This is a genomic window from Mesorhizobium sp. M7A.F.Ca.US.008.03.1.1, assembly GCF_003997495.1.
GTDB lineage: Bacteria > Pseudomonadota > Alphaproteobacteria > Rhizobiales > Rhizobiaceae > Mesorhizobium.
Window position 1 is genome coordinate 133,972 of sequence record NZ_RZRU01000015.1, and the last position, 19,954, is coordinate 153,925.

The following is a 19,954-nucleotide window of genomic DNA, read 5'->3' on the forward strand; positions in this document are numbered from 1 at the left end:
TCAGGTCAGTCTTGCGGGGATCAGTCCGCGCAGCGAATTGCCGACGAACAGGGATTTGGCGGATTTCAGATCGTCCAAGCTGTAGATCGCTTCGCGGGCGCGGCCTTCATCCAGAAGCTGCGCGCGCAATACGCCAGGCAGCAGGCCGCAATCGAGCCGGGGCGTGGCGAGCACGCCGTCGCCGAGATCGGCAAAGACATTGGTGATCGTGCCCTCACAGATTTCGCCGCGTTCGTTGGCCATAAGCACCTCGTCGGCCTGGGTGATGAGGTGTTCGGCGCGGGCACGCGTGTAGAGCTGCCGCCGGCTGGTCTTGTGGCGCAGCAGCGTGTCGTTCGAATCGAGCCTCGTCCGCGCCAGCCGCAGCATCCAGACCTTGTCGACGGCGAGCGGTTCATAAGGTTGCGCGGAGGCGGTCACCTCACCATCGTGTGACAGGACGAGCCGCGTGCGCATGGCAACGCCGGAACCGCTGACCGCGCTGCTCAGCGCCTCGCCGACCTTGCCTGGATCACAGCGGAAGCCGAGCTCCGCCGCCGAGCCATAGAGGCGCGCAAGATGGCGATCGAAGCGCAGGAAGCCAGGGCCGGGTTCCCAGCGCATGGTCTCGATCAGCTGAAAGTCGGCGGTGTTCCCGTCGCGAAGCGCGCTTTCAAGAGACACTCCTGATACTCCTCCTGCGCCGTCGAATCGAAGACGACGCCACCTCCGACATTGTAGACGGCCTCGCCGCCCGAAAAGAGCGAGATGGTGCGGATCGCCACGGAAAAGCGCATCGGGCCGCCGGGCGCGATCCAGCCTATGGCGCCGCAATAGGCATCGCGGGGCGTGCCTTCCAGGTCGCGCAGGATCTCCATGGCACGGATCTTAGGCGCGCCGGTGATCGAACCGCAAGGAAACAGCGCCGCGAAGATCTGGCGGATAGAGAGACCCGGCAGCAGTTTGGCCCTGACGTCGCTCACCATCTGATGCACGGTCGGGTAAGTCTCGATGCGGAACAGCGCCGGCACGTCCAGCGTGCCCACCTCGCTGATCAGCGATATATCGTTGCGCAGGAGATCGACGATCATCCGGTTTTCGGCCTGGTTCTTCTCGTCATTGCGCAAGAAGATCTTCTGCCGTTCGTCCTCGGCTTTGGTGGCGCCGCGCGGCGCCGTTCCCTTCATCGGATGCGTCTCGATCATGCCCTCGGCGTCGATCTCGAAGAACAGTTCGGGCGAGCGCGATAGCACGATGGGTTCGCCGAGCGCGATCAGCGCGCCGTATTTCACCGGCTGACGTTCCGTCAATGCATCGAAGGCGGCCAGCGGCTCGCCCGACCATTGCGCATGCACGGGAAAGGTCAAATTGCCCTGGTAGCAATCACCTTGCCTGATGTGCCGGTGCAACCGCGAGAAGCGTTTTTCATAATCCTCGGGCGACCACGTCGCATGGGCGTCGAAGATCGGGCCATTGGTCGCCGCCGTATTGCGCGGCGGCACCGCCTCTTCGACCGAGGCATCGAAAACCCCAAGGCACACGAGTGGGGAGCGGCGCCCGTTCGGCAGCAGGGGAACGAGTTTGGGTTCAAGCAGGTAGCCCGCCTCATACGAGAAATAGCCGGCAAGCCATTTGCCTGCATCATGCGCGGCTTGTGCTGCTTCCAGAGCCGGCTCGAAATCCCCTGCTTCGTGCGCCACGATCACATCGGCCGGCCGGTCGAAGACGAGCTGGCGCGCGCTTTTGTCATTGCGAAAAATTGCGGCGGGCAGGGACATGGGCACCGAATGCTGAGGTCAATGAAGCCATCAACCGCTCTATATGGGGTGCCGCCCGCGCGCAATCGAGGGAACGGCACGCTGCCTCTCAAAGCCGACCTTAGGGCCAACTCAGGAACCAAGAGCAAACGGCGGCGCCGATATTGCGCCGCCGCTTGCAATCTTCAGTGTTCGCCAGGCGATCAGCTGTTGCTGGAGGTTCCGGCTGTCGGAAACTGCTTGGCGAATTCCTTCTCGTTGCCGGCGGCGAGCAGCTTGGCCTGCTCGATCCAGCGTTCGCGCGCGATGCGGCCGTCGAAATTCATGACGTCCTCGATCCGTTTGATATCGGCGGCTGTCCAGGACGCGATCTGGGCGAAGCTGGTGACGCCTTGCGCCCTGAGCAGCTTCTCGTTGACCGGACCGATACCGATCAGCCGGCGCAGATTGTCGGGCTTGCCTGATGCTGAGCCGGCTGCTGGCTTGGCTGTTGCCGGCTTGGCTGTTGCGGATTTGGCTGGAGCCGAGGCTTTGGTGGCGGCGGGTTTCACCGCCGGCTTGGCAGGAACCGCCTTGGCAGAGACCGCTTTCGCAGCGGCCGGTTTAACCGGCGCCGGCTTTGTGGCGGCGGATTTGGCCGTCGCGGAGGTCGACATCAGGGCTGCCGGCGCCTGGCTTGCCGGCTTTGCCGCGCTGCTTCCGGCGGCAGGTGCGGCCGGCGCTTCGCGCAGCCGGCGCTCGAGGTCGGCGCGGGTCTTGCCGCATGCATCGAGTTCGCCGGTCAGGCGGTCGCTGTCGGTGCGTAGCCTGTCGCGTTCGCTGCGTGTACGGTCGAGGTCGCCGCGCAAGCTGCCGAGTTCACCGCGCAGGCGCCCCCAAAGGAACCAACCGGCCAGCACGCCTATCAGGAACGCCAGGACGACATAGAAAAAAGTGCCCATTGTCTCTCTCCAGTCAGATCCGTCTGCCGTGGGGTCATGACCTTCGGCGAAGGACTACTCTTGGTGGTTCCGCGGTAAGCAGAACAGCCGGCTTCGGTTCGAGCTATCGGCGATCGGCTTTGCTTGCCCATGGCCAACGGCCGTTGTCGCGTTCGCCTGAGCGCCACGGCCGGCTGAGATTTCTCCTCGCCGATCCGCATGCGCTCCGGCTGAGCTTGGAGCGAAGGCTACCATAGAGCTTGTGGAAAGCTATCGGAAAACTTCGGTGGAGAGTACTTCAAGAACAGATATTTAGGGCGATAGTAGAGCTGTCCAAACATGCATTCAGGCTAAACTGTCAGAGCGACGCCTGAGGGACGCATTTCAAGCGTCGAGCGCTTCGAGCTCGTCGATCAGGCCACTGATGACGCCAAGTCCGATCTGCCAGAAGGCGGGATCGGTGGCGTCGAGCCCGAAGGGCGCCAGAAGCTCGGAATGATGTTTGGTGCCCCCGGCGCGCAGCATTTCGAAATACTTGTCCTGAAAGCCGCGCTCGGCGTTCTGGTAGACCGCGTAGAGCGAGTTCACCAGGCAGTCGCCGAAAGCATAGGCATAGACATAGAAGGGCGAATGGATGAAGTGCGGGATGTAGGTCCAGAACACCTCGTAGCCTTCGCGCAGCTTGATGGCGGGACCCAGACTTTCGGCCTGCACTTCGAGCCAGAACTGACCGAGCCTGTCGGAGGTCAGTTCGCCGTTCTTGCGTTCGGCATGCACCTTGCGCTCGAATTCATAGAAGGCGATCTGGCGTACGACCGTGTTGATCATGTCCTCGACTTTCTGGGCGAGCATGGCCTTTCGCTCGCGCCGGTCGGTGGTCTGGTCGAGCAGTGAGCGGAAGGTCAGCATCTCGCCGAAGACCGACGCCGTCTCGGCCAGCGTCAGCGGCGTCGAGGCCATCAGAGCGCCCTGGCCGCCGGCCAGCACCTGATGCACGCCATGGCCAAGCTCGTGCGCCAGCGTCATCACATCGCGCGGCTTGCCCATGTAGTTGAGCAGGACATAGGGATGCGCCGACGGCACGGTCGGATGCGCGAAGGCGCCAGGCGACTTGCCGGGCCGCACCGGCGCGTCGATCCAGTTGCGGTCGAAGAAGGTTCGTGCGATCTCAGCCATGTCGGGCGAAAAGCGCTGATAGGCGGACAGCACGGTGTTCCTGGCCTCGTCCCAGCCGATGATCGCCTGGGGCGTATCCGGCAACGGCGCGTTGCGGTCCCAGTGGTTCATCACCTCCATGCCCAGCCAGCGTGCCTTCATCGCGTAATAGCGGTGCGACAGGCGCGGATAGGCATCGCGAACGGCGGAGGCCAAGGCGTCCACCACGCTGCGCTCGACGCGGTTGGCGAGATGGCGTGAATCGGCGATGTCCTCGAAGCCGCGCCAGCGGTCGGATATCTCCTTGTCCTTGGCCAGCGTGTTGGTGATCAGCGTGAAGGTGCGCAAATTTTTGCGGAAGGTCGTGGCCAGCGCCTCGGACGCCCGGCGGCGCACCTCGCCGTCGGCGTCCTGCAAACGGTTCAGCGCCGGCTCCAGCGTCAGTTCCTCGCCGTCGATGTCGAAGCGAAGGTCGGTCATCGTCTCGTCGAACAGGCGGTTCCAGGCACCGCGCCCGGTGATCGACTTTTCGTGGAAGAGCTGCTCGACGCGGTCCTCAAGCTGGTAAGGCTTGTCCTTGCGCAGATCGAGCACCCACGGCCGGTAGTGACCGAAGGCGGGATCGCCGGCGAGCGCGCCTTCGATGGCGACATCGTCGATCAGGTTGAGTTCGAGCGCGAAGAACAGAAGATGCGCGCTGGCGTCGGTCATCTTCTCCTGGATGTCGCCATAGAGCTTGGCGCGCTGGGGATCGGCGGTATTTCCGGCATAGACCAGTCCCGCATAGGAGACGATGCGGCCGATCAGTTCCTCCAGCGCCTCGTAGGCGACAAGCGCCTCGCCCAGCCTGCCGGCGCTGCCACGCGCCGCCTCGGCGGCCAGCGTGCCCTTCCAGCGGCTTTCGAAGCTGATCGCATCGGTGGCGGCCTCGGCGATGTCGCGCTTCAGCTCAGGCGCGTCCATCCCGGCATAGAGGTCGGAAAGGTTCCATTCCGGCAGGTCGCCCAGCTCGGCCGCGCCCTGACCGGACGCCGGCGCCGCCAGCCGCCGTGCGGAAACCATGTGCCCAGAATCCTTATGCATTGCCGACACCTTCCGTGGCCAACGTTCAAGGAGAAACGAGAAGCCGGTCAAATCCTAAGGAATTCATTCACCGGGTTTTTTGAAACCTTATTTAGAACCCTGTGCCAAGATGGTCCACAGGGCAGAATTCCTCGGGCGGGCGCCATACCAGTCATGACAGGTTCCATACTCATAGTCGATGACGATCCGGTGCAACGCCGGCTGCTCGAAGCGGCGGTGACGCGGTTCGGCTACAGCGCGATCGTCGTCGACGGCGGCGCGGCCGCTCTCGATATCCTCGATGGACCCGGCGCCCGCGAGGTGTCGGTGGTCATCCTCGATCTGGTCATGCCTGGTCTCGACGGTATCGGCGTGCTGAAGGCGATGCGCGAGCGCGACATCAACGTGCCGGCCATCGTGCAGACCGCGCAGGGCGGCATCGAGACCGTGGTTTCGGCGATGCGTCATGGCGCCTTCGATTTCGTCGTCAAGCCGGCGTCCCCCGACAGGCTGCAGGCGTCGATCGGCAATGCGCTCAAGGTCGAAGCCGTCGAGGGCGAGGTCAAGCGCACGTCGCGCCGTCGCGGCGGCCTCCTGACCTTCAAGGACATGATCACGCACAGCCCGGCCATGGACAGGGTGATCCGTCTTGGCCAGAAAGCGGCGGCATCCAACATCCCGATCCTGATCGAGGGCGAGTCCGGCGTCGGCAAGGAACTGGTGGCGCGCGCCATCCAGGGCAGTGGCGACCGCCGCACGAAACCCTTCGTCACCGTCAATTGCGGCGCCATTCCAGACAATCTGGTCGAATCGATCCTGTTCGGCCACGAGAAGGGTTCGTTCACCGGCGCCACCGACAAGCACACGGGCAAGTTCGTCGAAGCGCATTCGGGCACACTGTTTCTCGACGAGATCGGCGACCTGCCGCTCGACGTGCAGGTCAAGCTGTTGCGCGCGGTCCAGGACGGCGAGGTAGACCCGGTCGGTGGACGCTCGACCGTCAGGGTCGACATCAGGCTGATTTCGGCGACGCACCGCAACCTCCTGCAGCAGGTCAAGGACGGCAAGTTCCGCGAGGATCTGTTCTATCGGCTGAACGTCTATCCGATCTTCGTGCCGCCGCTGCGCGACCGCCGCGACGACATCCCGTATCTGGTCACCCATTTCATGGAGAAGGTGGCGCCGGCCGACCCGCAGCGTCGCCTGCAAGGTATTTCGGCGGCAGCGCTCGCCGTGCTGCAGGCCTATGACTGGCCCGGAAACATCCGGCAGCTCGAAAATGCCGTCTTCCGGGCCTCGGTGCTTTGCGAAGGCGATGTGCTTTCCGCCGAGGACTTCCCGCAGATACGGGCGCAGGTGGAAGGCACCGTCAACCTCGATATGGATGGCGACGCGCCGTCGCCGCCCCTGTCTTTGGAGGGGCGCGATGACGAAGCCTTGCCCGGCGAGGGCGGCCCAGCAATCGCGTTCGATCCGCCGGCAAGGCTGCAGCCTCGCTTCGGCACGTTGCGGGCGCTCGACGAGCGCGGCAATGTGCGGGCACTAGCCGATGTCGAACTCGAGATGATTAAGCTCGCCATCGATCACTACAACGGACAGATGAGCGAAGTCGCCCGCCGACTCGGCATCGGCCGCTCGACGCTCTATCGCAAGCTCAAGGAACACGGCATCGATCCGGAGACAGGCCGCGTGGACCGGCTCGCCTCCTAAAGGTGATGCCGGGCTACAAAGGATAGCGTATCCAAAGCCCGCTCGGCTGCGGTTCGGGAACCATCATTCTCGGCTCGGCCTGTCCAAATCTTAACACACCTTTGGAGCGCATGGCTTCTTGCCAGGCTGGGCTTGGGCCCGAAAGCCGGCTTTGCCACAAGGCCGACGCTAGCTTGCAATGCCACAACGGGCCTTGTATCGCCGTTTCAGCGGCATTGTGGCTGTCTCATGGACATCTCTGTTCACGCATTAAGGCTAACGGAAACAGATCGTGTTCGGGCGAAGGCGAAAATCTGATCTAAACCAGCGGTTTACCAAGAAACCTTGTGAACAATTTTTGACGGGATATCGCCACGGTGTTACCGCATTTCGGCTTCAATAAGCGATGATTAACCATTAGGATCGATATTCGGGTGTGCTAATGCCACATCCGTTTGGACAAATCCGGGGACAAACGGCAGCCTGCAAGGCCTTTTGATTTGAACAGAATCGAACGACACACAAACAGGCGGCACCATCATTTGAGCGTCTGGCCGAAGTGGCTGGCAGTGTTGGTTGTCGCTTTTGGTTTTGTTGCCGCGGCTGCGAGCGGAGCCAGCGCCGAAACACGGTCGCTGAAGCTTTATCATCTCCACACCCATGAGAAGGCCGAGATCGTCTACAAGCGCAACGGCCGCTACGTTCCCGAGGGTCTCAGGAAAATCAACATCATTTTGCGCGACTGGCGTCGCAACGAGCCGACCAAGATGGATCCGCGTCTGCTGGATCTGGTCTGGGAGGCGTATCGGGAAGCGGGTGCCACGGACTACATCCAGGTCGTCTGCGGCTATCGCTCGCCGTCGACGAACTCGATGCTGCGCGGCCGCAGCAGAGGCGTCGCCGAGAAGAGCCAGCACATGCTCGGCAAGGCGATGGATTTCTATATTCCCGGCGTGCCGCTTAAGAAGCTGCGTAACATCGGTCTCAAGATGCAGGGCGGCGGCGTCGGCTACTATCCGTCCTCGGGTTCGCCGTTCGTCCACATGGATGTCGGCAATGTGCGCCATTGGCCCGGTATCAGCCGGCAGGAACTGGTCGGCCTGTTTCCCAATGGCAAGACGCTGCATGTGCCGAGCGACGGCAGGCCGCTGCCCGGCTTTGAGCAGGCGCTCGCCTCCTACAAGGCGCGCAAGGGTTCAGGCTCGCCGGCTATTGAGATGGCCAGTGCTGGCGGCAGCAGCAAGAAATCAGGTGGCTTCCTGTCGGCTTTCTTTGGCGGCGGCGACGACGAGGCCGACGACAGCGCCGATGTCCAGACCGCTTCGGCCGCCCCCCCGCCCAAGGCGAGAAACCTGAAGCCGGCAGCGGCGGCCAAGACCAGCAACCTCCCAGGTATCGCCATCGTGGCGCCGGAGAATGCGCGCCGCGCCGAGATTCCGCAGGTGACCGAGCAGCAGGCTCCGGAGCCGGAAGAGGACACGCCGGAGACGATCATCGCGGCATTGCCGGCCCGAAGCATTCCGCTGCCGGATTTCGCACCGCGGCCGAAAGCCGATGTCGGCGCACAGCAGCCTGAGAACGTTCCTTTTGCGATGGCGGAGGCGACAGCCACCACCGAGCAGGCCGTGGCGACCGCGCATGCGCCGGCGAGCGTTCCTTTCGGCATGGCCGATGCAACGGCTTCGGCTGATTCGACCCAGGTCGCGGTCAACAACGTGCCGTTGCCGACATGGCGTCCCGACAATTCGCTGCCGGCCGCTCTGTCTGAGCCGCCCAGCAAGGATGTGCTGATGGCGCTGGCCGAGACGGCTGATCAAGGCAAGACCGCGACCGATGCGTTCTCGGTGCTGCCGACGGCGCGGCCCGAGATGGCCAGACCGGATGCGGTCAAGGCCGTGCTCGACGAGGCCAATGCCCAGGTCGGTGCGGCCGATTACCAGCTTGCTTCCTTGTCCGGATCCGAGCCGCGTTCGGCGTTCAACGATCCGGGCGCCAACGCCGCATCGCCGCGCGATGCTGTCGTTGCCCGTCCGGCCGGTTCCGATCCGGCCGCCGCGATCGGCGCCGGCGTCAAGACGACCCGCAAGGAATCGAGAGCCACCGCCCGCGACCTGAAGCCAGGCCCCAAGGCCATGGTGGTTGCAGCCGCACCGCAGGCCGCCCGCTGGGCATTGACCAGCGGCGAGCATGTCGCCACCGTTTCAAGCGCGACGACGGCGCCGGGCTACGCCTACAGCATCGTGCACACGCCGCCGAGCGAGGTCTACACGGCCGGCTTCCAGCCGAGCAGCCAGATGGCCGATGCCAATCGCTTCACCGGCAACGCCGTCAAGTTCATGTCGGTAGCCCGCTTCCAGACCAAATGACGGCAAATCAATCGACAAAGCCGCGCCGGACAACCAGCGCGGCTTTTTGCTGCGTGGCCGGATCCGGTCGCCCGGCCCGCCGGGTTCCGATCACGCCGGCCTGACATTGCCGTGATCGTGGAACGCCTTGCGCCGTCAACGGTTTCTCTCCCGTTCGTTCAAACCCGGGGATATCCATGAAGAAGATTCTATTGGCGTCGGTCATCGCTTTGGCAACCGTCTCGGCGGCCATCGCCCCTACGCAGGCCGAAACCATTGTCGTCAAGACCAACGATCATATGCATATGAAGAAGCACTGCAGGACCAAGCTGGTCACGACCTGGAAGCACCATCACAAAGTGGTCAGGGAGATCCGGGTCTGCAACTGATCCCAGCTCAAAGCAGCTCTTTTAAAAACATCTGGCAAACCCGGTCGACGCAAGTCGGCCGGGTTTTTTCATGCCCGCCTTGAAAGCCTTATTTTGCGAGCTTGCTCGCCGCGCGCGCCAGGGCTTCGATCTCGTCCCACTTGCCGGCCTTGACCAAGTCATCGGGCGCCACCCAGGAGCCACCGACGCAGACCACGTTGGGAAGGCTTAGATAGTCGGGCGCGTTCTTGGCCGAGATGCCGCCGGTCGGGCAGAATTTCACATCGGCGAGCGGTGAGGCGAAGGCCTTCAGCGAAGCGATGCCGCCCGACTGCTCGGCCGGGAAGAATTTGAGAAAGCGCAAGCCGGCTTCCCGCGCCGCCATGATCTCGCCAGGCGTGATGGCACCGGGCAGCAACGGAACATCGCTGCCGGCGGCTGCCGCCAGAAGCTCGCGCGTGATGCCGGGGCTGACGATGAACCGAGAGCCTGCGGCGGCTGCCTCTTCGAACTGCGTGGCATCGAGAATGGTGCCGGCGCCGACGATGGCTTCCTCGACTTCACCAGCCACCCGTCGGATCGCTTCCAGGGCGTCGGTGGTCCTCAGCGTGATCTCGATAGCCGGCAGGCCGCCGCGTGCCAGCGCGCGGGCCAGCGGCACCGCATCGGCGACGTCAGAGATCTTCAGCACCGGGATGACCGGCTGGCCGTTGAGGAGCGACAGGAGTTTTTCGGTCTTGCGGGGCATCTGTCTCTCCGTGCGTGGGATAATTCAACCGATTAGCAGACGAGTGTTTTTCTGTCCATGAAACGAAGCGTGTCGCGATGTCACGCGCTGTCGATGCTTGCCGGGATTCCGGCTCTGCCTTGAATAGGCTTTCGTGAGCGTTTAGTGGCTTCGGCAATGACATCACTTCCACGCTTCCGCGTCGCAGCGCTCTACCGGTTTGCCCGGCTCGACGCTTTCGAAGAACTGCGCGCGCCGCTCGCCGCCTTCTGCTGCGCGCGCGGCGTCAAGGGCACGCTGCTTCTGGCGCATGAAGGCATCAACGGCACTGTCGCCGGCAGCGAGACGGCAATTGCCGAACTGATCTTGTATCTCGAAGCCATCGAAGGGCTGGCGGGCCTCGAGGTCAAGTACAGCGCAGCGGCGGACATGCCGTTCCACCGCATGAAGGTGCGGCTGAAGCGCGAGATCGTCACCATGGGTGTCGATGACATCGATCCTTCGAAAAGTGCCGGCACCTACGTCGCGCCGACCGACTGGAACGCGCTGATTTCGCAGCCCGATACTGTCATCATCGACACGCGCAACGCCTATGAGGTGTCGATCGGCACGTTCAAGGGTGCGATCGATCCGGCCACCGCAAGCTTTCGCGAGTTCCCGGCCTGGGTGGAAGCGCACCGGGCGGAGCTCGAAGGCCGCAAGGTGGCGATGTTCTGCACCGGCGGCATACGCTGCGAAAAGGCAACGGCCTATGTCAAATCGCTCGGCTTCGAGGATGTCTTTCATCTCAAGGGCGGCATCCTCAAATACCTCGAAGAGGTTCCGGCCGAACAGAGCCTCTGGCAAGGCGAGTGCTTCGTCTTCGACGAGCGGGTTTCGGTGTCGCACGGCCTCGCCGAGGGCGAAGCGGAACTGTGCCGCGCCTGCCGCCACCCGCTGACGCCGGGCGACCTGACGTCGCCCAAATTCGCCGCCGGTGTTTCGTGCCCGCATTGCTTCGATGCGCGTTCGGACGAGGACCGCAAGCGTTATGCCGAGCGCCAGCGCCAGGTCGAGCTTGCGCAGGCGCGGGGCAGGGGTCCGCATATCGGCTCCTGATCCAGGCATGCTGCTGCTGCAAAGCGGCTGCCTGTCATTGCAATGTCAAGTTTCGGGACCTACGTCTTCGACGTTCGAAACCTGCCCGTTCGGCCGGGCAAATCCTGGAGGCACTGAATGTTCGATCCCAAGAAGCTTCTCGACGATCTGCTCGGCTCGCAAATTCCCGGCACCAGCGGCACAGTTCGCGACAAGGCGGGGCAGGCCGTGCAGATGGCCAAGGACAATCCGCTGGCCGCCGGTGCGCTGGCTGCGGTGCTGCTCGGAACCGGTACTGGTCGTAACGTGACGGGCGCCGCGGTGAAACTTGGCGGACTGGCTGCCATCGGCGGTCTCGCCTACAAGGCCTACCAGAACTACAAGGCCGGCAACGCACCCGCGGAAGCGCCGGCGGCCGGCGAACCGGAATTGCTGCCGCCGCCCAAGGACACCGCCTTCCACCCGTCGCAGGCGCCGCAAGGCGAGGACGAATTCACGCTGACCCTGATACGGGCGATGATCTCGGCGGCGAAGGCCGATGGCCATATCGACGACGAAGAGCGCCAGAAAATCGCCGGCAAGCTCAGCCTGGCCGGCATAGGCTCCGATGCCGAAAAGTTCCTGATGGCGGAGCTGGCAAGCCCGCTCGACCTCGATACGCTGGTGGCCGGCGCCAAGACCGATGCGCAGAAGCTCGAACTCTACACGGCGTCGCGCCTGACCATCGATCCCGACACACGCGCCGAGCGCGGTTATCTCGACCTGCTTGCCGGCCGGCTTGGCCTGCCGGACGCGCTGGTCGACCATGTCGAGGCGACAGTTTCGGCGGCCAAGGTCCCGGCCAAGGCCGGCACGTCACCCAATCCGCGCTGGTAGGCCAAAACGGCACAGGGCGCACTTTCCGGCTTAACCTCTCGTTAACCCAGCAAGCGCATCATTCTACCCAGTCGGATCGGCTTTTCCTCCTCCCAAGCCCGGTTCAGATCAGGGGCGGTCGCCAATGACCGCCCTTTTTGTCGGCCCGATCTGTTCGCCCGACTACGACCTTTTCCGACAGCCGAATTCGACTTTTCGCGATCGTGCTCCTGTGCTCGGCTTGCCATCGGCGCCGCCATTTGCGATGCCTTTGGTTCTTACGCCAACCCTGAAAATCAGGCGGGCACGCACCGCGATGCCGGAGGACAACAGTCATGACCGAGCAAAGAACCGCCATCGTCACCGGGGCCGGCACGGGCATCGGCAAGAGCGTTGCCACGGCGCTGCTCAAGGCCGGCTGGAACACGGTGTTCTGCGGACGCCGCAAATCCGTGCTGGATGCAGCCGTGGCTGAGGCCGGGCCCACCGACGCCAAGGCCTTGGCGGTTGCCTGCGATATCAGCAAGGCAGGCGAGGTCGACGATCTGTTCGAGACCGTCGCGGCGGCCTTCGGCCGTGTCGACCTGCTCTTCAACAATGCCGGCATGGGCTACAAATCGACGCCGATCGACGAGATACCGGTCGAAGTGTGGAACGATATCGTCGGCGTCAACCTCACCGGTTCGTTCCTGTGTGCCCGCGCCGCCTTCGGCGCCATGCGCAAGCAGAAGCCGATGGGTGGCCGCATCATCAACAATGGCTCAGTGTCGGCCTATGCGCCACGCCCTGGTTCGGTTCCTTACACGGCGACCAAGCATGCCATTACCGGGCTGACCAAGACGCTGGCGCTCGACGGCCGGCCCTATGACATCGCCTGCGGCCAGATCGACATCGGCAATGCGCTGACCGATATGGCGCAGCCGATGACGGTCGGCGTGCCGCAGGCCAACGGCTCGATATCAGCCGAAGCGGTGATGGACGTTCAGCGCGTCGCCGACGCCGTCGTCCACATGGCCAGCCTGCCGCTCGACGCCAACGTGCTGTTCATGACCGTCATGGCGACCAAGATGCCGTTTGTCGGACGTGGTTAGTTATTTCCCCGCCAGCGGCACGCCGGGCTTGAAAAGCAGAATGGGCCTGATCTCGTAAACGGCGGTGGGATTGACGCGGCGCAGGTCGCGGGCGATCGCGATTGCCGCGTCTCTCGTGGTGCAGTCGACCACATAGAGGCCGAGCAACTGTTCCTTGGTTTCGGCGAACGGGCCGTCGATGATTATGCCGTCGCCGGGGCCGCGCAGCGTGCAAGCGTCGTTTGTCGCGCCCAGACGCGCGGACGGTCCAAGCGTGCCTTCCTCATGAAGCCGGGTGTTGATCTTCAGCAGGTCGGCCATCAGCGCCGCATCTTCCTGAGGCGTCAGCGCCTTGATCGCATCTTCCACGTGATAGGCAAGGATTGCGTAGAACATTTGATGTCACCTTCCGTCTTGTCGTGAAGAGCCGAGGACGTTCCGGATGGCTCACTTCGCCAGGAACGCTCCGATCCGCTCCAGCGCGCGCAAGATGTTCTCCTCGGAATTGGCGTAGGAGAGCCTGATATAGCCTTCGCCGAGAATGCCGAAATCGGGGCCGCCGATCAGTGCCACGCCGGCCTCGTCGAGCAGCGCCGAGGCCAGCTTCTTCGCCTTCCAGCCGGTCTTCGAGACGTTGGGGAAGGCGTAGAAGGCGCCCTTGGGCGTGATGCAGGACATGTTGGGCAGGGCGTTCAATCCCTCGACGACGATCTTCCTGCGGCGGTCGAAGGCGCGCATCATCTTATCGACGTCGTCCTGCGGGCCGTCGATTGCGGCGATGCCGGCAAACTGGCTCGGCGCGTTGACGCAGGACCAGCAGTTGACCGCCAGCTTGCGCACCTTGTCGTAGAGATGGGCGCCCTTGTCGCCGTTCGGCCAGATCGACCAGCCCATGCGCCAGCCGGTCATCGCCCAGGTCTTCGACCAGCCATTGAGCACGATCAGCCGGTCGCGGATTTCGAGAAAGCCGAGCAGCGAGCAATGCGTCTCGCCATCATAGGTCATGACGTCGTAGATCTCGTCGGAGAGGATGGCGACGTGCGGATGCGCCTCCAGCCCCTTCACCAGTTTCTCGATCTCGGCACGGGGCGTGACCCCGCCGGTCGGATTGGCCGGCGAGTTGAGGATCAGCAGCCTGGTCTTCGAAGTGATCAGGGCCAGCGTCTCCTCGGCGGAGAAGGCAAAGCCGTTTTCCTCGCGCATCGGCACGGGAATAGGGGCTGCGCCGGTGAACTCGATCATCGAGCGATAGATGGGGAAGCCCGGATCGGGATAGAGAATTTCGGCGCCAGGTTCGCCGAACATCAGGATCGCCGCGAACATGGTCGGCTTGCCGCCGGGCAGGATCATCACCGTTTCGGGCGATATTTCGACGCCGGTGGTGGTCAGCGTGCGGCGCACCACCGCCTCGCGCGTCGCCAGCAGCCCGTTGGCCGGGGTGTAGCCGTGGTGGCCGTCGCGCAGCGCCTTGATCGCCGCCTCGACGATGTGCTGCGGCGTCTTGAAGTCCGGCTGGCCGATGCCGAGATTGACGATGTCGCGGCCCTGGCTTGCAAGGGCCGTCGCCCGCGCCAGAACGGCAAAGGCGTTTTCTTCGCCAAGGCGGTCGAAGGCCGAAATCGTGTGGAGCATTTTTCCCGTCCGTGTGGTTCTTGCTGTTGGGTCGCGTTTTTGTGAGCTTCGGCTGGCAAAAGTCAAACGGATTGGAGCTTTCGGTGTCGGAAAATCTCAGGGATTGGCAACCGCGCCCGCGGCCCGAACGCAAGACTATCGACGGCCGGTACGTTCGGCTTGAGCCGCTGAGTGCTGCAAAACACGGCGACGGCCTCTATGAAGCGTCCTCCGTGTCCGACATCGACGGCCGCTTCGCCTGGTTGCCCGACTATCCGCCGGAGACCCGTGCCGCTTTCCAGCCATGGCTGGACAAGGTCGAGGCCAGCGAGGATCCGCTGTTCTTCACCGTCATCGACAAGGCCAGCGGCAAGGTCGCCGGACGCCAGACGCTGATGCGCATCGATCCGGCGCACGGCGTCATCGAGATCGGCAACATCTATTGGGGGCCGCTCATCTCGCGCAAGCCGGGAGCAACCGAAGCGCAGTTCCTGTTCATGAAATACATCTTCGACGAACTCGGCTACCGCCGCTACGAATGGAAGTGCAACAACCGCAACGAGCCATCGAAGCGGGCCGCCGAACGGTTCGGCTTCAAGTTCGAAGGCATTTTCCGCCAGCATCTCATCGTCAAGGGTGAAAACCGCGACACCGCGTGGTATTCGATCATCGACAAGGAGTGGCCGGCGCTGCGCAGTGCCTATGAGGCGTGGCTCGATCCGGCCAATTTCGATGGCGACGGCCAGCAGAAGCGGCGGCTCGAGGATTGTCGCGCGGAATTTGGCGCTTAGGAGTTCACCATTGGCACATACCCACGATCACACTGGGCACGATCACGGCCCTGGTCATGTGCATGGCTCGACCGACAAGAAACGCGTTCTGATCGCAGCCTGCCTGACCGGCGGCTTCATGGTCGCCGAAGCGCTTGGCGGCATCCTCACCGGGTCGCTGGCGCTGCTGGCCGATGCCGGCCACATGCTCGCCGACTCGATCGCGCTCGGCCTTGCCTGGTATGCGTTTCATCTTGGCGGCCGGCCGGCGACCGTTCGCCTCACCTACGGCTTCGGCCGGGTCAAGACGCTGGTGGCCTATACCAACGGCATCGCCATCTTCGTCATCGCCCTGTGGATCGTCTACGAGGCCTGGGGGCGCCTGCAGGCGCCGGCACCGGTGCTTGGCGGGCCAATGCTGGCGGTGGCGATCCTCGGCCTGCTGGTCAATATCGGCTCGTTCTTCGTGCTGCATGGCGGCGACCGCGAGAGCCTGAACATGCGCGGCGCCATCCTGCATGTGCTTGGCGACCTGCTCGGCTCGGCGGCGGCCATCGCGGCGGCGCTGGTCATCCTGGCGACCGGCTGGACGCCGATCGACCCGATCCTGTCGGTCCTGGTCTCGCTGCTGATCCTCTACACGGCGTGGTCGCTGATGCGTGAAGCCGCCCATGTCCTGCTCGAGGGCGTGCCGCCAAGCCTCGACCGAGATCTGATCGCCAGGGATATCGAGGCGACCATCCAGGGTGTGCGCGAAGTGCACCACATGCATGTCTGGTCGCTCGACGGAACCAGCAACATGGCGACGCTGCATGCCTGCCTTAGCGAGGGCGTCGATGCCTATCAGGCGGTGAGTGCCGTCAAGAAGCGGCTTGCCAGCGAGCACGGCATCAGCCATGCCACCGTGGAACCGGAATTCGGACAGTGCGCCGACGATGGCGACGATCACGAGCACGACCACGGGCACGGGCATGATGCGGCTGCATATCACGACCACCATCACTAGGACCGGATCGATCGATGTCGATTGTCCTGCCTCAGGAGTTGCAAAATCTTGAAAACCAGCTTGACGAACGCCCGCTGCCCGGACGCGGCATGATGGACCGCGACACCAGGAATGCTCTTATCGCAGCAGTGTGGATCATGCTTCTGTTCGGTATCGGCGCCTACTATCTGCCGACCGTGATGCTGGCTCTCGGCAGCCTTTCGACCGTGCTCGCCGGCGCCTTTGGCATCGTCTTCGTGCTGGCGTTCTTCTCGGTGTTCTGGCTGCGGGCCCGCAACCAGCGCAAAAACCAGGGTAAATAGGCAAGGGATTTTCGACATGCGCATTCTGATCACTGGCGCCGCGGGTATGGTTGGCCGCAAGCTCATCGCCCGGCTGGCCAAGGACGGCACGCTGCGGGGCCGCAAGATCACGGCGCTCGATTTACACGATATCGTGCCGCCACAGGCGCCGAGCCTGGACGGCGTCAGCGTCACGCTGCACACCGGCGATCTCGCCGAAGCGGGGGCCACTGAGCGCCTGGTCGCATCGCGTCCCGATGTCGTGTTCCATCTCGCGGGCATCGTATCGGGCGAGGCGGAAGCCAATTTCGATCTCGGCTACCGCGTCAATCTCGACGGTACGCGCGCCCTGTTCGATGCCATCCGGGTGGCGGGCTTTGCACCGCGCGTCGTCTTCACCTCGTCGATCGCGGTGTTCGGCGCGCCCTTCCCGGATGTCATTCCCGATGAGTTTCATCCGACGCCGCTGACCTCCTACGGCACCCAGAAGCAGATGAGCGAAGCGCTGCTGGCCGACTATTCCAGGCGCGGCTTCTTCGACGGCATTGGCATCAGGCTGCCGACCATCTGCGTGCGGCCCGGCAAGCCGAACAAGGCGGCCTCGGGCTTCTTCTCCGGCATCATCCGCGAGCCCTTGAGCGGCCACGAGGCGATCCTGCCGGTGCCGCGCTCGGTCGTGCACACGCACGCCAGCCCGCGCTCGGCGGTCAATTTCTTGATCCACGCGGCTCAGATCGACGGCGGTGCCGTTGGCCCGCGCCGCAACCTGACGATGCCCGGCGTCGCCGTCACCGTCGGCGAGCAGATCGAGGCGCTGGAACGCATCGCCGGGCCAGAGGTGGTGAAACTGATCCGTGAGGAGCCGGACGCGACGATCTGGGCGATCGTCAAGGGTTGGCCGACAAGGTTCGAGGCGAAGCGGTCACGGGAGCTCGGCTTCAGCGCCGAAAAGAGTTTTGACGAGATCATCCGCGCTCACATCGAGGACGAACTCGGCGGTAAGATCGCGGGTTAGATCCTGACCGCCGGCGCTGGGCATCATCCGCCCGACGCTAGGCTCGCCGACAGCAGCAGCAGCCCGAACAGGAACACGAACGCCGCGCCGCCGATCTCGACGATCGAGTGGATGCGGTTGCCCATGCGGCCGTCGCCGGCGAAATAGACCGCCCAGTTCTTGGCGGTCACCGCCAGTGTCGCCAGTGCCGAAACGGTGATGGCGGTGCCAAGCGACATCGCCAGCACCGACAGCAAACCGCCGAGCCAGAGGCCGTTGAGCAGCGCGAAGCTGAGCACGATCAGCGCGCCGGAGCAGGGCCGGATGCCGACCGCCGCCACCGCCGTCCACGCCGTGCGCCAGTCGAAGCGATCGCCCGACAGCAGCGCCGGATCGGGTGCGTGCGAATGGCCGCAGGTGTCGCAGACCTCACCCGCCGCGTGATCGTGATGAGCATGATCGTGTGTGGCGTGATCATGGTCGTGATCATGCGCGCCGTGGTCGTGATGATCGTGGGAATGGTTGTGCGCGTGGTCGTGATCGTCATGCGCGTGCAGGGCGTGCGAATGGCCATGGGCTGCATGCGAATGTCCACCATGAGAATGACCGGCATGAGCCGCCGACAGGCTGTAGGCTGGACCCTTGCCGAACAGGCGCAGGACGGCGGGGCCGAGCTTGCGCCACAGCAGCCAGGCGCCGAACAGGGTGACGAAGACGAAGCTCATGATCTCCATGAACCAGGCTGCGTCCGTCATCGAGACGGAGGTGCCGCGCAGGACGAAGTAGGCGACCCCCATCACCGCGACCGCGGTCAGGCCCTGCAGCAGCGCCGAGACGAAGGACAAGAGGATGCCGCGCCGCAACGCCACCTCATTGGCCACCATGTAGGACGAGATCACTGCCTTGCCGTGGCCGGGGCCGGCGGCATGGAAAATACCGTAAGCGAAGGACAGGCCGACGAGTACCCAGATCTTGCTGCCGTCCTGGCGCATCGCCTTCATCGCCGTTGCAAGCGCGCGGTAGAATTCCTGCTGCCTGAGATTGATCCACATCAGGATATGGGCGAACGGGCCGGTGGTGGGCGCCATGCCGTCATTGACGCCGATGCCGAGCGAACTCTGGGCATGAGCGGCGTCGGCGACATGCATCATGGCGACAGTGAGGGCCAACAGGCCGAATGCCAAACGCAGGGACGGTCCAGAGCGGTTTCCGACCAGATTGAAACATTCTGCCGGGCTGGTTTGCGTCAAATCCTTCGGTCTTTGTCTCGGCCGGGCCACCAGCCCGGCCATCGACAAAGCCCTGGACCTTGACACAAACCATCGCCGGCAGAATGATTCAATCTGATCGGAAACCGCTCTCGTCACCGGCTTCATCCTTCTGGCTGACAGGTCAGTTCGAGCTTGGTGGCGAAGATCTTGCTCATGTCGGTGCCGGTCGGATCGTTGAAAAAGGCATCGGTGAGGGTCTTCTGGTTTTCCTTGATCGCCTCGTCCGGGTCCGGACGGACCACCTTGCTGGTGCAGTTCGAGGGCAGGCCTTCAACCGTGATGTTGGAGTCCTCGGTGAAGTCGATCGCCGTGTAGAATGTCGGATCGTAGACGCCGATATCGATCTTGCCATTGAGCTTGATCGGCACCTTAGGTTCGGACTCGAACAGGATGATCAGCTGATCGTTGTCGAAGTTGGCCATCAGATGCGGCGGCGGCGTCATCGCCACGTCCTTGCCGTCAACGGTGACGAGCTGGAAATAATTGAACTCGGCCAGCGAGGCATGAACGGTGTCGGCGACTTCCTTCAGCTCCTTGTCGTCGAGCTTCAGGTCGGAGTTCTTGTCGAACTCCATCATCACCGTCGATGAAAACAGATCGTCGAAGCGCCAGAGATGACGCAGGGCCTTCACGCTTTGGTGATCCGGGGAGAGAATCACATCGAGGCGGGCCTCGGCGAAGACATGCGGATGCACGTAAGCCGGTCCAGCGGCGGCAAAAGTAGCCGCCAAGGCCGAAGCCAGCATGATTGCGTGCCGTTTCAGGTGCATTCTCGGTCGTGATTCCATAGGCCTCGGAAGAGTTGCCGAGAGTTACCAGAAAGGGGGCGAAATTGGGACCGCGAGACTATCGACGCCGGTCAGCCAGCCTCGCGCGTCCTGAACCACTGCACCAAAAAGTCGACGAAGACGCGGACTTTCGCCGGCAGATAGCGGCGGTGCGGGTAGACGGCGAAGATGCCGCCGCCCGACAGGATACGGTCATCCATCACCGCCACCAGCCGGCCGCTCGCGAGGT

19 protein-coding genes and 1 pseudogene are annotated in these 19,954 nt (G+C 63.6%); 10 read left to right on the top strand and 10 right to left on the bottom strand.

Annotated features, from left to right (window positions below; translation table 11 throughout):
- From EOA16_RS21035 to EOA16_RS21050, 4 genes are all read right to left on the bottom strand, one after another.
- Positions 1 to 663 carry an aminotransferase class IV family protein gene (locus tag EOA16_RS21035; protein WP_127259985.1) on the bottom strand — a complete coding sequence of 221 codons (663 nt, stop codon included), beginning with the start codon at positions 661 to 663 and terminating at the stop codon, positions 1 to 3.
- Positions 612 to 1,757: an aminodeoxychorismate synthase component I gene (locus EOA16_RS21040; protein WP_127259986.1), complete on the bottom strand. Its 1,146-nt coding sequence runs from the start codon at positions 1,755 to 1,757 to the stop codon at positions 612 to 614. The genes EOA16_RS21035 and EOA16_RS21040 overlap by 52 nt, the downstream gene beginning before the upstream one ends.
- Before the next feature lie 182 nt (positions 1,758 to 1,939).
- Positions 1,940 to 2,677, bottom strand: a complete 738-nt coding sequence (locus EOA16_RS21045; protein ID WP_127259987.1) for a proton-conducting membrane transporter — start codon at positions 2,675 to 2,677, stop codon at positions 1,940 to 1,942.
- A 363-nt stretch (positions 2,678 to 3,040) separates the two neighbouring features.
- A complete protein-coding gene (locus EOA16_RS21050; RefSeq protein WP_127259988.1) occupies positions 3,041 to 4,873 on the bottom strand; it encodes a M3 family oligoendopeptidase in 1,833 nt (610 codons plus the stop codon).
- A gap of 174 nt (positions 4,874 to 5,047) precedes the next feature.
- Between EOA16_RS21050 and EOA16_RS21055 the strand changes: the two genes are divergently transcribed.
- From EOA16_RS21055 to EOA16_RS21065, 3 genes are all read left to right on the top strand, one after another.
- A complete protein-coding gene (locus EOA16_RS21055) occupies positions 5,048 to 6,583 on the top strand; it encodes a sigma-54 dependent transcriptional regulator (RefSeq protein WP_127259989.1) in 1,536 nt (511 codons plus the stop codon).
- A gap of 521 nt (positions 6,584 to 7,104) precedes the next feature.
- Entirely contained in the window at positions 7,105 to 8,928 is a 1,824-nt protein-coding gene (locus tag EOA16_RS21060) for a DUF882 domain-containing protein (RefSeq protein WP_127259990.1), read from the top strand.
- Positions 8,929 to 9,104: 176 nt separating this feature from the next.
- Positions 9,105 to 9,296 (top strand): hypothetical protein, encoded by a 192-nt coding sequence (locus EOA16_RS21065; RefSeq protein ID WP_127259991.1) that lies wholly within the window; start codon positions 9,105 to 9,107, stop codon positions 9,294 to 9,296.
- An 88-nt stretch (positions 9,297 to 9,384) separates the two neighbouring features.
- Here the strand turns inward: EOA16_RS21065 and EOA16_RS21070 are convergent, their stop codons facing one another.
- Entirely contained in the window at positions 9,385 to 10,023 is a 639-nt protein-coding gene (locus EOA16_RS21070; protein WP_127259992.1) for a 2-dehydro-3-deoxy-phosphogluconate aldolase, read from the bottom strand.
- A 156-nt stretch (positions 10,024 to 10,179) separates the two neighbouring features.
- Between EOA16_RS21070 and EOA16_RS21075 the strand changes: the two genes are divergently transcribed.
- The 3 genes from EOA16_RS21075 (at position 10,180) to EOA16_RS21085 (ending at position 13,025) form a co-directional block, all read left to right on the top strand.
- Positions 10,180 to 11,100: a rhodanese-related sulfurtransferase gene (locus tag EOA16_RS21075; RefSeq protein WP_127259993.1), complete on the top strand. Its 921-nt coding sequence runs from the start codon at positions 10,180 to 10,182 to the stop codon at positions 11,098 to 11,100.
- A gap of 117 nt (positions 11,101 to 11,217) precedes the next feature.
- The gene (locus EOA16_RS21080; protein ID WP_127259994.1) at positions 11,218 to 11,955 is read left to right on the top strand and encodes a tellurite resistance TerB family protein; all 738 of its coding nucleotides are present in this window, start codon (positions 11,218 to 11,220) and stop codon (positions 11,953 to 11,955) included.
- 314 nt (positions 11,956 to 12,269) lie between these two features.
- Entirely contained in the window at positions 12,270 to 13,025 is a 756-nt protein-coding gene (locus EOA16_RS21085; protein ID WP_127259995.1) for an SDR family oxidoreductase, read from the top strand.
- Here the strand turns inward: EOA16_RS21085 and EOA16_RS21090 are convergent, their stop codons facing one another.
- Positions 13,026 to 13,400 (bottom strand): YciI family protein, encoded by a 375-nt coding sequence (locus EOA16_RS21090; protein WP_127259996.1) that lies wholly within the window; start codon positions 13,398 to 13,400, stop codon positions 13,026 to 13,028. It lies immediately after the preceding gene.
- A 51-nt stretch (positions 13,401 to 13,451) separates the two neighbouring features.
- Positions 13,452 to 14,636, bottom strand: coding sequence for a pyridoxal phosphate-dependent aminotransferase (locus EOA16_RS21095; RefSeq protein WP_127259997.1), 1,185 nt, complete (start codon positions 14,634 to 14,636; stop codon positions 13,452 to 13,454).
- An 83-nt stretch (positions 14,637 to 14,719) separates the two neighbouring features.
- On the opposite strand from EOA16_RS21095, the gene EOA16_RS21100 reads away from it, so the two are divergent.
- The 4 genes from EOA16_RS21100 to denD all read left to right on the top strand — a co-directional run bounded on the left by EOA16_RS21100 (position 14,720) and on the right by denD (position 17,687).
- On the top strand, positions 14,720 to 15,406 hold the full coding sequence (locus EOA16_RS21100) for a GNAT family protein (RefSeq protein WP_127259998.1): 687 nt from the start codon (positions 14,720 to 14,722) through the stop codon (positions 15,404 to 15,406).
- Positions 15,407 to 15,416: 10 nt separating this feature from the next.
- Positions 15,417 to 16,391 (top strand): cation diffusion facilitator family transporter, encoded by a 975-nt coding sequence (locus EOA16_RS21105; RefSeq protein ID WP_127259999.1) that lies wholly within the window; start codon positions 15,417 to 15,419, stop codon positions 16,389 to 16,391.
- A gap of 89 nt (positions 16,392 to 16,480) precedes the next feature.
- Entirely contained in the window at positions 16,481 to 16,693 is a 213-nt protein-coding gene (locus EOA16_RS21110) for a hypothetical protein (RefSeq protein ID WP_126071175.1), read from the top strand.
- A gap of 16 nt (positions 16,694 to 16,709) precedes the next feature.
- Entirely contained in the window at positions 16,710 to 17,687 is a 978-nt protein-coding gene (gene denD, locus EOA16_RS21115) for a D-erythronate dehydrogenase (RefSeq protein ID WP_127260000.1), read from the top strand.
- Between the two features lie 23 nt (positions 17,688 to 17,710).
- On the opposite strand, the gene EOA16_RS21120 is transcribed toward denD, so the two are convergent.
- The 3 genes and pseudogenes from EOA16_RS21120 to EOA16_RS21130 all read right to left on the bottom strand — a co-directional run.
- Entirely contained in the window at positions 17,711 to 18,817 is a 1,107-nt protein-coding gene (locus EOA16_RS21120; protein ID WP_245455988.1) for a nickel/cobalt transporter, read from the bottom strand.
- Positions 18,818 to 19,038: 221 nt separating this feature from the next.
- A complete protein-coding gene (locus EOA16_RS21125; RefSeq protein WP_127260001.1) occupies positions 19,039 to 19,707 on the bottom strand; it encodes a DUF1007 family protein in 669 nt (222 codons plus the stop codon).
- 89 nt (positions 19,708 to 19,796) lie between these two features.
- Positions 19,797 to 19,954: pseudogene (locus EOA16_RS21130) on the bottom strand (LysR family transcriptional regulator); the annotation flags it as partial.